General features: G+C 40.3%; 13 protein-coding genes. 6 read left to right on the forward strand and 7 right to left on the reverse strand.

The window, feature by feature from the left end:
- Nucleotides 1–34: 34 nt before the first annotated feature.
- Nucleotides 35–796, forward strand: a complete 762-nt coding sequence (locus tag G399_RS0114000; protein ID WP_006010131.1) for a hypothetical protein — start codon at nucleotides 35–37, stop codon at nucleotides 794–796.
- Here the strand turns inward: G399_RS0114000 and G399_RS0114005 are convergent, their stop codons facing one another.
- Nucleotides 797–1,678: a LysR family transcriptional regulator gene (locus G399_RS0114005; RefSeq protein WP_006010133.1), complete on the reverse strand. Its 882-nt coding sequence runs from the start codon at nucleotides 1,676–1,678 to the stop codon at nucleotides 797–799.
- A gap of 260 nt (nucleotides 1,679–1,938) precedes the next feature.
- Between G399_RS0114005 and G399_RS0114010 the strand changes: the two genes are divergently transcribed.
- From G399_RS0114010 to G399_RS0114020, 3 genes are all read left to right on the forward strand, one after another.
- Nucleotides 1,939–2,643, forward strand: a complete 705-nt coding sequence (locus tag G399_RS0114010; protein ID WP_006010136.1) for a CoA transferase subunit A — start codon at nucleotides 1,939–1,941, stop codon at nucleotides 2,641–2,643.
- A gap of 2 nt (nucleotides 2,644–2,645) precedes the next feature.
- Nucleotides 2,646–3,305 carry a 3-oxoacid CoA-transferase subunit B gene (locus tag G399_RS0114015; protein ID WP_006010138.1) on the forward strand — a complete coding sequence of 220 codons (660 nt, stop codon included), beginning with the start codon at nucleotides 2,646–2,648 and terminating at the stop codon, nucleotides 3,303–3,305.
- A 144-nt stretch (nucleotides 3,306–3,449) separates the two neighbouring features.
- The gene (locus G399_RS0114020) at nucleotides 3,450–4,826 is read left to right on the forward strand and encodes a DEAD/DEAH box helicase (RefSeq protein ID WP_006010139.1); all 1,377 of its coding nucleotides are present in this window, start codon (nucleotides 3,450–3,452) and stop codon (nucleotides 4,824–4,826) included.
- Nucleotides 4,827–5,049: 223 nt separating this feature from the next.
- Here the strand turns inward: G399_RS0114020 and G399_RS0114030 are convergent, their stop codons facing one another.
- From G399_RS0114030 to G399_RS0114040, 3 genes are all read right to left on the reverse strand, one after another.
- Nucleotides 5,050–5,298 (reverse strand): EF-hand domain-containing protein, encoded by a 249-nt coding sequence (locus G399_RS0114030; RefSeq protein ID WP_006010142.1) that lies wholly within the window; start codon nucleotides 5,296–5,298, stop codon nucleotides 5,050–5,052.
- An 83-nt stretch (nucleotides 5,299–5,381) separates the two neighbouring features.
- A complete protein-coding gene (gene trhO, locus G399_RS0114035; protein WP_006010143.1) occupies nucleotides 5,382–6,380 on the reverse strand; it encodes an oxygen-dependent tRNA uridine(34) hydroxylase TrhO in 999 nt (332 codons plus the stop codon).
- A gap of 116 nt (nucleotides 6,381–6,496) precedes the next feature.
- A complete protein-coding gene (locus G399_RS0114040) occupies nucleotides 6,497–7,000 on the reverse strand; it encodes a hypothetical protein (RefSeq protein WP_006010145.1) in 504 nt (167 codons plus the stop codon).
- 145 nt (nucleotides 7,001–7,145) lie between these two features.
- On the opposite strand from G399_RS0114040, the gene G399_RS0114045 reads away from it, so the two are divergent.
- Nucleotides 7,146–8,804 carry a tetratricopeptide repeat-containing response regulator gene (locus tag G399_RS0114045; RefSeq protein ID WP_006010147.1) on the forward strand — a complete coding sequence of 553 codons (1,659 nt, stop codon included), beginning with the start codon at nucleotides 7,146–7,148 and terminating at the stop codon, nucleotides 8,802–8,804.
- 255 nt (nucleotides 8,805–9,059) lie between these two features.
- Here G399_RS0114045 and G399_RS0114050 read toward each other — a convergent pair whose 3' ends face one another.
- The 3 genes from G399_RS0114050 to G399_RS0114060 all read right to left on the reverse strand — a co-directional run bounded on the left by G399_RS0114050 (nucleotide 9,060) and on the right by G399_RS0114060 (nucleotide 11,395).
- A complete protein-coding gene (locus G399_RS0114050; protein WP_006010153.1) occupies nucleotides 9,060–9,905 on the reverse strand; it encodes a DUF6279 family lipoprotein in 846 nt (281 codons plus the stop codon).
- Between the two features lie 285 nt (nucleotides 9,906–10,190).
- Nucleotides 10,191–10,652, reverse strand: coding sequence for an Mpo1 family 2-hydroxy fatty acid dioxygenase (locus tag G399_RS0114055; RefSeq protein WP_006010155.1), 462 nt, complete (start codon nucleotides 10,650–10,652; stop codon nucleotides 10,191–10,193).
- A gap of 77 nt (nucleotides 10,653–10,729) precedes the next feature.
- The gene (locus G399_RS0114060; protein WP_006010157.1) at nucleotides 10,730–11,395 is read right to left on the reverse strand and encodes a flagellar brake protein; all 666 of its coding nucleotides are present in this window, start codon (nucleotides 11,393–11,395) and stop codon (nucleotides 10,730–10,732) included.
- Nucleotides 11,396–11,504: 109 nt separating this feature from the next.
- On the opposite strand from G399_RS0114060, the gene G399_RS0114065 reads away from it, so the two are divergent.
- Nucleotides 11,505–13,313: a M61 family metallopeptidase gene (locus G399_RS0114065; protein WP_006010159.1), complete on the forward strand. Its 1,809-nt coding sequence runs from the start codon at nucleotides 11,505–11,507 to the stop codon at nucleotides 13,311–13,313.
- Nucleotides 13,314–13,318: the final 5 nt, after the last annotated feature.

The raw sequence follows: 13,318 nt of genomic DNA on the forward strand, positions 1-13,318 counted from the left end.
GACAAAAAAACCGACGCCTAAACGGAAACTTATAATGTACACAATTGTCATACTTTTAATCGCCATTGTCATCATCGCTGGTATTTCTGCGAGTGCAGTGCAGCAGCATAAAGAACGCAAGGAATCCCAAAAGCGTGAAGAGCTTAGTCGTCAAAGAGCGATTATAAACGAAACCGAAAATGCCCTCACTGCGGCTGGACAAATGCCTGTTTCACAGCAGCTTATCGCTATTCTTTCACGCAGAATTCATAATTCAATGAAACAAAGCCTGAAACAAAGCCCAAATTCCGATTTAAAACAACGTCTCACTGATACGACAAACAGCATCAAAAATATTGATATTGCAGAGCCTGCGCCTGATCACAGTACATTCAAACTGCCCGAAAATGACAAGGTTATTATCAAATATATTCAGGCGGTGAAAAAATTAAGAGTTATTTTACGCTCTGAGCATGGCAAAGGAAATATTACCCCAAAGATATTCTCTATAGAAGATAAGAGCTTAGAAAGGCTGCAATTGAGAGTTAACGTCGAAACTCTCAATAAACGAGCAAGCGATGCAATGAGCGGTGATATGCAGGGCAGCGCAAGGCAATATTTAGAAAAAGCGGTTGGTGCTCTGAAAGCACATAAACCGCAGGATGAATATACAAGCGCACGAATTACTGAATTCGAAAGCAAGCTTGATGGTCTTGAAAATGCGATGAAAGCAAGCAACCTTGCGCAGGTCGTCGCTGAAAAAGCCAAGGAAAGTGGTGATATTGATCAGCTATTTGGTCCTAAGAAAAAGTGGTAATCATAAACCCAAGTCCAAACTAGCTATAAATGCTTGCGCTGCTGTTGACAGAGACCGACTCTTCGGCGTGATTAGGCCGACCTGTTTAACAATATTCAAGCCTGTTACCTTTTCACTAACGCAGCCCTTTGCCTGCATTTGCTTTTGGACCATTGCAGGCACTATAGCAATACCCATCCCTGAATAAACCAAGTTGCCTATAGTGCTAAATTGAGACGCTTCCACTGCAATGCTAATCTTTTGCTTATTATTCACTAATTCATCATCTACCCATTTTCGCATAGTTGACCCTCTATTCATGCTTACAAATGGATATTCAATAACATCCTCTATACTTATTTCTGAACCTGAAGTAAGCGGATGATTAGGAGGCATAATCAGTACAAACTCATCATTAAACATAGGATAAAAATTTAGTGCCTCTTTATCTTCGGGTTCAAATACAAAGCCTAATTCCGCGCGATCGCTGAGCACACTATCAATTACGAGCTCCATCACTACATCATGCACTCTAATGCCAATATTTGGTTGCGCGTAACCAAAATAAGCCAATAGATCCGGTAACTTTCCTTCCGCAAAGGAAGGCATTGAAGCGATCGTTAAAAGTCCTTTTTCAAGTTTAAAAAGCTGTTTAACGTCGCCAACTGCATTCTCCCAGTCATCTAATAAGCGCCGAGCAACAGGTAAAAATGAAGCGCCTTCAGGTGTTAGTTTTACGCTTCTTGTTGAACGACTAAAAAGCGCTCCTCCCAACTGTTGCTCCATCTTTTTTATGGCACTTGATAATGCCGGTTGAGAGATATGTCTTTTTTCCGCAGCTTCTGCAAATGATTGACACTTTGCAAGTTCAACAAACGCTTGAAGATTTTTAATAGTCACCATAAATATACTCTTTAATCGGTTATGTTAAATTACCCACTGGGTGTTGCGCCTGTTTGCTTGATTACCATCAACACAGCCAATGTTCCAAAAAAGCATTGCTCGCGTTGCTCAATGCTATTAGGTATTAATGAATAACTACTTTTTATTTAGCATAAATTAATTAATAACTTTAAATTATTAATACTGATAATAAATCGATTTTACAAATTTAACATCTTGGTGAATACTGTACAACTGTCGAACAAAATAAGAGAGCACTCATGGCTGGTTTTGATAAAGTAGTAACAAGCTACGCAGATGCAATGCATGGACTTGAAGACAATATGACAATTATTGCCGGTGGATTCGGCTTATGTGGTATTCCTGAAGGCTTAATTGCTGAGGTAAAGCGCATGGGAACCAAAGGACTCACCGTTGTTTCAAACAACTGTGGTGTCGATGGTTTTGGTCTGGGTGTTTTATTAGAAGACAAACAAATTAAAAAGATGGTGTCGTCATACGTCGGCGAAAATGCCTTGTTTGAAAAACAATTGCTCAACGGTGAACTCGAAGTCGAGTTAACGCCACAAGGCACACTCGCTGAAAAAATGAGAGCCGGCGGCGCAGGCATTCCTGCTTTTTACACAGCCACTGGTTTTGGAACGCCCGTAGGTGAAGGCAAAGAGAGTCGTCAATTCAATGGTCGCGACTATATTCTAGAAGAAGCGATTACGGGTGACTTCGCTATCATAAAAGCATGGAAAGCCGACCGCTACGGTAACTGCATGTATAGACACACAGCAATGAACTTCAATCCAATGGCAGCAACGGCAGGTAAAATTACCGTCGTGGAAGTTGAAGAAATTGTTGAAGTCGGTGAACTAGAACCTAGTCAAATACATACGCCAGGTATTTACGTTGATCGTGTTATTCAAGGTTCGTTCGAAAAGCGTATTGAGCGTTTAGTTACGTCAAAAGGAGCATAATCATGGCATTATCAAGAGACCAAATTGCAATGCGCGTCGCTCAAGAGTTTGAAGACGGCAATTACGTGAATTTAGGTATAGGTATCCCTACTCTAGCGGCCAATTACGTGCCTAAACATATAGAAGTTATGCTGCAGTCTGAAAACGGACTACTAGGTATGGGCCCTTATCCAACCGAAGATCAAGTAGATGCAGACATGATCAATGCTGGAAAAGAAACGGTTACGGCTGCAGCAGGCGCTTCCATTTTTGATTCTGCAGAAAGTTTCGCCATGATCCGAGGCGGCCATGTCGACTTCACTGTTCTGGGTGCATTTGAAGTCGACGTTAGCGGCAGTATTGCTTCATGGATGATCCCTGGTAAGTTAATTAAGGGCATGGGCGGCGCTATGGATTTAGTTGCCGGCGCGAAGAATATCATTGTGACGATGACACATGCCGACAAACACGGAAATTCAAAGCTTCTACCCGCTTGCACATTACCATTGACCGGTGTTAATTGTATTACGCGGATCATTACTGACTTAGCGGTATTGGAAGTCAAAGATAAGGCATTTCATTTGCGTGAGCGTGCACCGGGCGTAGACATCAAAGAGATTATTGAGAAGACAGCTGGGAAACTCGTGATTGACGGTGATATTCCTGAAATGACGATTAACTAAAATGAATTAATTCATTTTAGTTAATCGCTTCTCATTCGAAATAGGCCCCGACCGTAATATGTTGGGGTTTTTCTTTTATAACGAGCACATTTCAAGGATAATGTTTGGGACCTGTGTGCAAGAATCATTAAAAGAGGCTCTATCTTGTTATTTTCTGAACTCCCCATCGACAGTCGCGTGCTTAAATCGTTGTCGGTTATGCAAATTGACACGCTGACAGAAGTACAACACAAAAGTATCCCCCATGCCCTCATGGGCAAAGACGTTGTTGCCGGTGCAAAGACGGGTTCGGGAAAGACACTCGCATTCTTAGTGCCTGCGGTCAATCGCCTCTTAACCAGCAGACCGCTAACCAAAGCAGACCCTAGAGCGATTATTCTCGCCCCTACCCGCGAACTGGCTAAACAAGTGTTTATGCAGGCGAAGAAGCTAACAGCAACGCAATCCTCAATATCAGTAGTGTTAATTGTGGGCGGCGAAAACTACAATGACCAAGTCAAAATGTTACGCAAAAAACCAGATATTATTGTTGGCACTGCAGGTCGCATTGCAGATCACATTGATGGTAAAAGCTTCTTTCTCGATGGCATTGAATTACTTATACTAGATGAAGCAGATCGTATGCTTGAGCTTGGATTCTCTGACCAGTTGGATCTTATTCATCGCGCTGCCAGTCATCGTAAACGACAGACAATGATGTTTTCAGCCACGATCGATAGTGCTGCAGTTCATGCGATGACGGAAAAAATGTTGAAAGCACCTGAGCAGATTGTTATTGATAATGTGGCGATACCACACGCTGATATTGAACAAAAGTTTTATTTATCGGACGGGGTTTCTCACAAAGACCAATTACTGCTTAAATCATTAGTCTTAGCGAATCGGACACAAGCCATTGTATTTACCGCAACTCGCGAAGATACCGGTCGAATCGCTCAGCAACTTCAAGATAAAGGTATTGAGGCGATAAGTTTACATGGTGAATTGGCGCAAGGTCAACGTTCTAGGATCATTAGTGCATTTTCGCGTGGACTACATACTGTTTTAGTCACAACTGACCTTGCCTCACGGGGGCTTGACCTGTTAAACGTAGCCTTAGTAATTAATTACGACTTACCTAAATTTGCAGATGAATATATTCATCGCATTGGCCGAACTGGGAGAGCAGGTAACAAAGGCGTCGCTATCTCTTTTATAAGCGGTAAAGACTGGCACAGCTTTAGCGCCATTAAATCAAAACTAACTCAAGACTATTCGTTTTCAGAATATGAAGGACTACCTTCTAAATTCAAAGGTAGACGAGCGATAATTGAAAAGAAAGCCGAAAACAAGGCATCTGTAGAAGTACAACAAAGACAAATCAAGAACCCCGTTAAAAAACGTGTGAGAACCATGGATGCGGTTGATACTGGGTTTATTCCAGTTAAACGCAAACCTAGAGCAGTGGTCGATGATATTGATAATAATGACGATTTGAACTTTGACAACGATACGAACGATAGCACTGACGCTAAAGGTTAGCCTCTCAGCGCTGTTGGAAGCAGTTGTTTGGAGCTATGTATGATTTTGCTAATGATTAGCAAGAAAGCGGTTACAAAGACTCTGCTGCAGACTCTCACCGCCGTTGCCGCGGCAACCGTATTTCTCAAGGTAAGCACTATATTTATTTAGTGAGCACAAAAAAGCCCTTAACATGATTCATCCTAAGGGCTTTGATTTTCAAAAACGTGAAAGAGTCAGTAGCCTAATACTCCCACCAACCATCTTTCCACCAATCAAGAAACTCTTCAAAATCAATAAAGCCGTCACCATTTCCATCAATTAATGAAAAGCCTTCCTGCACGTTTCCAGCTTTAGTTTTTGGCGATAACACGGTCAACAATTCGATGAACTCACGCAGATCAATTTGTCCGTTTAAATCTCTATCGAAAAAATCGAAGTCTTTTCTTATTTCCGCAACCTGCGCGTCTGTTAGCTTTGTGTCTTGGCTCATCGTAGATCCTCTTGTGATCATTTCGCTTTATAACTGAGAAGTCTACTCCTATAGCCCCTTGAGTGTCTAGGAGAAATGCGATGTTACTGTGCCTTTTGTTTATTTTTCAATAGACTGCGAACTCTTTGTTGATCTGCTTTTTGCTTACGTTTGTGTTCTATCACCAATCTTGCTTCTGTTCCTACGTGTTCTTCGTTGCGCTGCTTAGCGAGACGCACCTGTTTTTCGCGCTCTCGGAAACGTTCAATCTGATCATCGGTGTGTTTACCGAAACATTTAGGACAGCTTACACCAGGCTCAAACTTATCATTTAATTTGTCTTCAGCGGTAATAGGCAGGCGACATCCATAACATTGATCATACTCACTCTTTTGCAATTCATGATTAACTGCAACTCGATTATCAAAGACAAAGCAATCGCCTTCCCATAGAGACTTTTCTTTGGGTACGTCCTCTAAATATTGCAGAATACCCCCTTCCAAATGATAAACCTCTTCAAAACCTTGCTCTTTCAAATACGCAGTCGACTTTTCACAGCGTATACCGCCGGTGCAAAACATAGCTACTTTTTTATGTTTTGCTGGGTCAAGTTCATTTGCCACGTAAGCTGGAAAGTCTCTAAACGTGTCAGTTTTTGGATTGATCGCATATTTAAAAGTGCCAATTTCAATTTCATAATCATTGCGGGTATCGACTAACGTCACATCAGGGTCTGAAATTAAATCATTCCAATCTTTTGGTTTCACGTAACTTCCTACCGTGCGCTTTGGGTCGATACCCTCAACACCCATCGTTACAATCTCTTTTTTTAACTTCACTTTAGTGCGATAAAATGGCTGTTCTTCATGTAACGATTCTTTGCATGAAATAGGCTTTAAACGTTCATCTGCGTTAAGGTAAGCAAGCAGTTCATCAATCGCATTTCGGGCTCCAGAGACGGTGCCATTAATGCCTTCACAAGCAAGTAAGATGGTTCCTTTAATTTGGCGCTGTTGCATAAATTGACAAAGAGGCTCGCGCATTTCTTCAAAGTCTGTAAGGGTGACGAATTTATATAACGCGCAAACAATGTAATTGTTCATAGTTTTCCTTTTTGCAGATTGGAACGTAAAACCAGGGCAAAATAACGCGCGCAACATAGCAGAAAAATGATAATTTCTCTATGCAAACTTAATCAGAGTTGATCCAACGCAATAAATTAAAGGCTAAATTCAGCTGCTTTGGGAATAAGATCGAACAACAACGTTTCGTCTACTTGAATTGCGTTTTGCTCTAAACAATTATCAACGTCAGCTGATATCATTTTATCAAAGCGTTGCTTAGCAAAATAATCAAGTCCATCTACTACGTCATCATCGAGCCTTAAATGATTATTGTGTTGGGATAAGCCCTGCGGGAAGAAAGCATTGAGCAATTGAAGGGTGCTGCTTGATTGTTGATCGACAGCACCTGAAAAAGAGGTTTGTAGCATAAAATCTTGCTTTGTAAATTGAAGTGCTGGGTGTTTATAATAATGTGATTCTATATCAGCATATACAATCTCATTCGTTGTCTGCGCATCAGCAAATCTCGGTACCGTCGACAAGTCTCTTTCGAGCATAGATAAATACAGATAAAACAAGCTTTTATCTGTATTTATCGCTTGCATAGTCCGATTAAGCCGCAATTGCTGCTCAATATGCGGTACTGAGACTTTATCCATTGCACACATAGTTAATTGACTGATATTTTGTTATCGTCACTTAGCTTCATTTCCTAAAGTTTTCACTCATGGAAACGATAAGCAATTATACAAACACAGTCAGTAAACAGGATTCTGACTGTATAACAAGGTAACTCGTTTCTGCATGGATAAACTCGATTACGCCGATCAACGATGTTTGGTTGTTGAAGACCGACGTCCTTTTTTAACGCTTCTAAAAGGGTTATTAGTCAGTCTTGGTGCGAAAAAGATTGATACCGAGTTAAGCGCAGATCTGGCGCTTAAGGCATGTAAAAAAGTGTCATATGACATTATTGTTTGTGACCTGCACTTAGGCAATGACAGAAAAAATGGCTTTGAATTTTTAGAAGAAATCAGAAAACACAATTACATTAGCCCTTCGGCTGTCTTTATTATGATTAGTGGTGACAGTGCCCGCTCGATGGTACTCGGTTCACTTGAAAAACAACCTGATGACTATCTGATCAAACCTTTTTCACAAGCCCAGTTAAATTCCCGAATTACCAGAGCGAAAAACAGACGCTTAACATTGTCTTCTTTATATAGCTTGATAGAACACAAAAAATACGAATTAAGTATTGAGACATGTAAACATTTTCTCGATGTGGGAACGAAGTACACCGCGCAATGTATTCAAATACTCGTTCAGTTGTATTGGCTTACTAAACAATATGATAAGGCAGAAGAAGTTCTGCAACGCCAATTAAACGAACGTCAAATTCAATGGGCGTTAAGCGCAATGGCGCGCACACAGTTGCTTAAAGAAAACTATATTGATGCCATAGATTTAGCAAAACAAGCTATAGAATCATCCAGAAACGACGTTGAGTCATATGACGTGCTCGCAGAAGCTTACCTTAAAAACGACATGCCTAATGAAGCACTAAAGTACATAAAAGATGCGCTGAGCTTATCTCCTCTTTCCATTGAACGGCATTACACTGTATGTAAAATAGCACGGGTGAATAAGGACTATGAGACTGCAATGCATTCTTCTCAGGCTATTTTTGAATTGTCGCAACGCTCAGTTCATCGCAACGTTAACCATATGTGTAGCTATATTCGCAGTATCCTTGATGCAGCTGAATATGCGGACAATAAAAAAGATAGTAATAGACTCAAACAAGACGCAATGCACACCCTTAAGAAAGTCAGAGTAGAAGCTAAGGAGTCCATCGTTCAAAAAGGTTTTGACTTTGATATTTTTGAAAAGCTGGTTGAAGCCCGCTTGGCATTTCTTGATAACCAACCAAGCGATTCAAAGAAAGCACTAGAACAAGCACAAATTAAAATTGAGCAACAGTTTAGCCAGTTTCCAATCAGCTTGGCGGCCGAAAGCCTAAAAAGCATGTTGGACTTGGGTGATTTTGAAGATGCGATGAAAGTCCGTACCGCTATTCAGGACCAAAACATCGAGCTGGATAGTAACATTCAAAATTCAATGCAGAATGCCTTCATGAAAGTCAGTACGCAACAAAAAGAATACATCACTTATAACAAACAAGGTATAGCAAAATTTAGTGAAGGGCAATATCAGAGTGCATATACCTCTTTTTCTGAGGCAAAAAAAATAGCACCAATGAATATTGGTGTCACACTCAATTTGTTGCAAAGCATTGTAAAATTACTTGAAATGACAGATAACCCCGAAAAGGCACTGCAACAGGAATGCAAGGAGTATTATCGATACATTAACAGTATGCCGTTGAGAAAAATACATTGCCAAAAATTTGAAAATATGAGACTTGATGTAGAGAAAGTCATGTCAAGCCCAGTCGTTTAACACGGCAACCCTCTGATTTCGGCCTATTGATATTACTGCACTTACTTTTGACCCATCCCAAATTTCAATTGCTTTAGTAAATGCACCACAAACGATGAGTGTATTCGCACAGCAAAACAACAACGACCAAACCTGGACTTCATTTAATTGGAACAGCAAAACCAACAGAAACACCGCTGCAAATGATATTTAGTAAAACGGTAGTGAATTAAACTTATCGTATTGCTTGGTTGCTTGACCCTTCTGCAACAATGATTATTTTACTAAATCAGTTAAATCACCAACAAACTCGGCAATTTCATCAAGTAAATGGCTTCTCTGGCCTTCAGTTGATGAGGCATCAGCCGCCAACAAAAACGCTTTATACTTATTACTATTTTCACTATTGCGTTGATTAAGAACATCACCACGATACAACTCTGGCTCCATCAGTAACTTGTTTAATTTAGTTTTAAAGCCATCACCCCTGTCTGCATCATTGAATAATGCGCGTAATTGCGCTTGATATCGAACCCGATACTGCGACCATAACTCACCGTTTGAATGGAATTCACCGTACATGCTCTCAACCAATTGTTCTTGTTCATCGTTGAGTTTGCCTAACCAGCGCTTTAAGTTTCTTGTATTGCGCTTAACAGATTCGGTTTGGCGTTTTTCAGGTGTCTTTGCTAGTAGCTCATCTCTTTCTTCAGCATCCTCTTTATTGATTTTATCGATTTCTTTAAACATAGAGTCTACCTGATCTTGCGAAAGCAACGGCGCCATGCTGACCAAGTCAGGAATAATCTTAGTTTTTAAGCGTATCCAGTGGTCTGCCGCTTTTTGACGATGGTAATCTATTTTATCAAGACTCATTTGTTGGGTTCGAATATCACCGGACAATTCGTTCAAGTGCTCAAGATAAATAGGTAGCTCACTGTCTTTATGCCACGCAAGCCAGCTTGCTAATTTAACATCCACCACCTTTTCTTGTTGGTTAGTTAACTCAACAAAATCATCGATATACCAATAAATCAACCAATCCACGTTTTTATATACGAATTTTGTCGAGCAGCCCGATAGAAACAAGACTAAACCTATAACCATAATTTTTTTCAACATCACCTGCTCCATTCCGACAGTTTTGTTACGTTAATGTTCTTACGACAATATTAATAATAAAGGTTTCAAATGTTGGTAAATAAAGCAAGCTTTAGCAAGTGGTTATTGTTTAGCACATTTTCTTGTCGCTTGACTATGCGCAAAACTAAGCAAAGCGGTGATTAAGATTTTAGATAAACTCGATGCTAGGTTGGGCTTCAAAACAACAAGAAGCTGAAAATACAGTGCGCTACATAAGCGCTTATGTAGAGCGCTTATGTAGATAAATCGGGTCGATAGCGCGTATTAATAGCTTATGTTCATTCTCTTCAGCCAATGCACCCACCACCAAGCCGGACCGATTAATAGGTAGCGTAAGTCTTCAAAAAATGACGGCTTTTTACCTTCAACGTGATGACCGATAAACTGTAAAATCCACATCACCACAAACAAGCCTAAACTAAACTTCCAAACAGAAACATCAAACATAATCAGCAATTTAATAAGACCAAAGGCACTTAACGTAAGCAAAGTCATTGCGGCACCAATTGGACCAGATAACTTAAAATAGTAGTACAGTGTCGGAATAGCGAGAACATGAGCAAAGGTAATTTTCATTGCTTGCATAAACTCAGGGACGGGAATGGACCAAAGCAACCCAATAGTCACAAAGAAAATCGCAGGAACGGCAATAGCATGAATCATGATATTGGTTTTATTGGTGTGACTTTCACCATATTTATTAATTAGTCGCTCTACTTCGCGCATTTTGTACCTCTTTATTGTTTTTATTGTTTTTATTGTTTTTATTGTTTTTATATTTTTGGCTTATGTTAACAATTAGTTTACAACGTGATCATGTAACGCTCAAGTAAACGTTCAAGTTGATTGTCGTAGTCTTCAAATTGCATGCCATAAGCATGGAATTCTTTTTCAATTCGCACGTTTTTGACTCTTGCCGCAATTAGTAGGGTTCTTTCCGCCAGTTCCACGCAAAGTGTAATTTTTTCTTCACTTTGGATAACCTGAAGTACTGTTTTAAATGGAATTAATAACTTGCAGCCATTTTTTGAAATATCGACGATTAATCCTTCTGCTTGCCTATTTTCCTGTTCATCTAAAACAACTTCGACCGGCACACCTGATACAGCGCGCTTTTGCGATCTCAATCCGAGTTTCTGCAAAACAGACGGAAAGCTTGTAATTACCATTGGCAATGGTGAATAAATCACTTTTAAAACGCGCACTTTAAATGCCACTACTTCACCATAAGGCTCGTCCAGCACATACCTGATAACGACTTGAGTGTCAGGTTCGATTAAATGCGTAGTATTGACGAGCTCTGTTGATGCTGGATAACGAAAAAACAAGCACTGCTCGCCGTCGGTACCAAAGTAGGTTGTTCGAAGTCGGACAGGCTGTGCCTGCGCAATTAATTGCATATCGGCGTCAGTGTTTGGCAACAAACATAGAAGTGCGTTGATATCAGCTGAGGATATTGACGGTTTCACATGAATTCCTTTTTTACTCTACAACTGTTTAGCCACAAGTAACTACTAGCATGATAATATAGATACATCGCGCAGTATCGCACACCTCAACAACCAAAGGCTTTTATTCATGACAGACACGCTCACTTACCATATCGTACCTGAAAATTTAGCTGAGCACGTTTTTAATGTCAAAATTTCTATTCCGGCCTCCCAACATGATGTTATTCATTTGTCGCTTCCTGCATGGATGCCGGGTAGTTATATGATAAGAGACTTCTGCCAAAACATTCATCAATTAGAAGCGCTTTCGCCAACTAATGAAAAGCAGCTAATAAGCCAAATTGATAAACAAACATGGCTTGTGCGTAATGCTGCGTCAGGCTTAGAAATCAGGTATCAAGTTTACGCGTTTGATTTATCTGTTCGCGGCGCTTACTTATTTGACGAATACGCATTCTTTAATGGAACAAGCACCTTTTTAGAAGTAAAGGAATTCACCGAAAACTCCACCGTCCCAATATCGGTGCAAATTGTAAATAACCAACTCGCTAGAAACTGGCAGATGTGTACGTCGCTAAAGCAACAATCTGTTGTTGAGTCGCAAGGACATGCAACTCACTATTTTAGTTGTGACGATTACCAAGAATTAATTGATCACCCTGTCCTTTTAGGGGTGGTTGAAAAACATACATTTGAAATAGCCGGTACGCGTTTTCATTTAGTCTTTTCAGGAAAGACTGAAGCTGACGTTGAACGAATTTGTAATGATCTAAAACCTATTTGCAAACACCACTTAGATTTGTTTAACGGTTTGCCAGAAAAAGACTATTGGTTTATCACGCTTTTATGTGAAGCCGGTTTTGGTGGTTTAGAGCACCGTGCTTCTACCGCGCTTATGTTTCCTCGATTCCATTTACCTATGCGTTGTGAGTCGGACATCATACCAGAGCAGTACCAGCAATTTTTGAGTTTGTGCAGTCATGAGCTTTTTCATGCATGGAATGTTAAACGTATAAAACCTGAAATTATGATTTCACCGGACCTAAGTTCTGAACAATACATGGAGCAACTTTGGATATTTGAAGGTTTCACCAGTCTTTATGATGATCTGAGCTTAGCTAGAACTAAGTTGATTAACGCCCAACGTTACGCTGAAATACTGGGTGAGAATATGACCCGAATGAACCGAACTCAGGGCCGACACAAACAAACCGTGACGCAATCAAGTTTTGAGGCTTGGAGCAAGTTTTATAAGCAAGATGCAGGGTCACACAATCACATTGTTAGTTATTACACCAAAGGAACGATTATTGCACTGGCACTCGATATCACATTGCGACAACTCAGCAACAATCGTTACTCTCTTGACCAATTAATGCAGTTACTGTGGTCACAATATGGTCAAACAAATACAGGCACTGCCAACGATGTTATTCAAACGCTCTGCAAAGAACACTTCAATATCGATATATCTGGATTTCTTAACATAGCGATTTACACGACCATGGATCTACCCATAGACACAATGGTTCAGAGTATTGGCTTAACATTAAATCTACGCAGCCGGACATCAGTTGATGATAAGGGAGGAAAAGCAAGTAAAGAAACCTTCAAACATGCTTTTGGAGCAAGCTATAAAGATCAAGGCAGTGGCGTCGTACTGCAAACAATGTCTGATGGTTCTCCGATTGTTCAAGCGGGTGCTCAAATTGGTGATGTGATGATTGCTATGGGCCAATGGCAGGTAAATAGTGGTAACTTGCAACGATTGTTGGACAACCAACAGACTTCAACAGTTGAAATAACATTGCTGCGACAGGGCCGCATCATCAAAGGTACCCTACCCATTCAAAGCGCTATATATGATACGGTTTACTTCACTATTCAAAACCCAATCCTCTTTGACGCTTGGATCGCGGGCACAGTTACTTTGTAATGCAG

It is taken from the genome of Brumicola pallidula DSM 14239 = ACAM 615, from assembly GCF_000428905.1.
GTDB classification, from domain to species: domain Bacteria; phylum Pseudomonadota; class Gammaproteobacteria; order Enterobacterales; family Alteromonadaceae; genus Glaciecola; species Glaciecola pallidula.